The sequence below is a fragment of the Oleiphilus sp. HI0128 genome (assembly GCF_001635365.1).
The window spans coordinates 1-1,026 of the sequence record NZ_LWGG01000129.1 but is presented as its reverse complement, the minus strand read 5'-3'; the positions used below and the strand labels follow the sequence as shown (position 1 = coordinate 1,026).

2 protein-coding genes are annotated in these 1,026 nt (G+C 46.9%); both read right to left on the bottom strand.

Annotated features, from left to right (window positions below):
• Positions 1–363: enoyl-CoA hydratase-related protein (locus tag A3763_RS01710; RefSeq protein WP_197482683.1), on the bottom strand; the 363-nt coding region annotated here is incomplete at its 3' end.
• 59 nt (positions 364–422) lie between these two features.
• On the bottom strand, positions 423–1,026 hold a 604-nt coding region (locus tag A3763_RS01705), incomplete at its 5' end, for a carboxyl transferase domain-containing protein (RefSeq protein WP_304440769.1).

Below are 1,026 nucleotides of genomic sequence, written 5' to 3'. Positions count from 1 at the left end.
AATGTCGCTGCACGCGATAAGCCCGATTGCTCCACCGTAGGCGGCTCCTTGTACGCGTGCTATTGTGGGAATCCTAAGATCGTTTAACTCTTGCATAAGCGCAGCAAGTTGGCGTGCATCGTGAAGGTTGTCTTCATGACTTAGCGTTGCCATACGTTTCATCCAGGCTAAGTCAGCCCCGGCGCAGAAATGTTTGCCATCAGCTTTGAGTACCATAACGCGCGCATCTGAGTCGTTGACTGTTTTTATATGTGCGCGTAGTTCGGTAATTACCTGGTCATCGAAAGCGTTGTGCTTTTCAGGGCGCGATAAGCAAAGGGTGGCGATTTGCTTATCAAATTGAAGAGTACTTGCTGGCTGCATGGTTAATATCCTGATTCATTGAATTGTACCTTATGAGTAATTTGAGTGATCGCTCATACTTACATTCTAAATACGCCAAACTCGGTATCTTCTATTGGTGCGTTTAGGCTAGCTGAGATTGCGACGCCAAGAACTTTTCGAGTGTCGCTAGGCTCGATTATGCCGTCATCCCATAAGCGTGCACTGGCATAATAAGGGTGTGCCTGTTTTTCAAACTGTTCGATAATCGGTTGCTTGAGTGCTTGTTCTTCTTCATCAGACCAAATGATGCCACGTTTAGCCAAACTATCTCGTTTAACTTGTGCCAGAACGCCTGCAGCCTGTTCGCCACCCATTACTGAAATACGTGCATTTGGCCACATCCATAGGAATCGTGGATGATAGGCTCTCCCGCACATGCCGTAATTTCCGGCACCAAAACTTCCGCCAATAATGATCGTAAACTTCGGAACTTTAGCGCAAGCGACGGCCATGACCATCTTTGCCCCATGCTTGGCGATACCGCCTTCTTCAAACGATTTGCCAACCATAAAGCCGGTGACATTTTGTAGGAAGATCAAAGGGATCTTACGTTGGCAGCATAGTTCAATAAAGTGCGCGCCTTTTTGAGCTGACTCAGAGAACAAAATACCGTTGTTAGCAATAATACCTACCGGGTTTCCA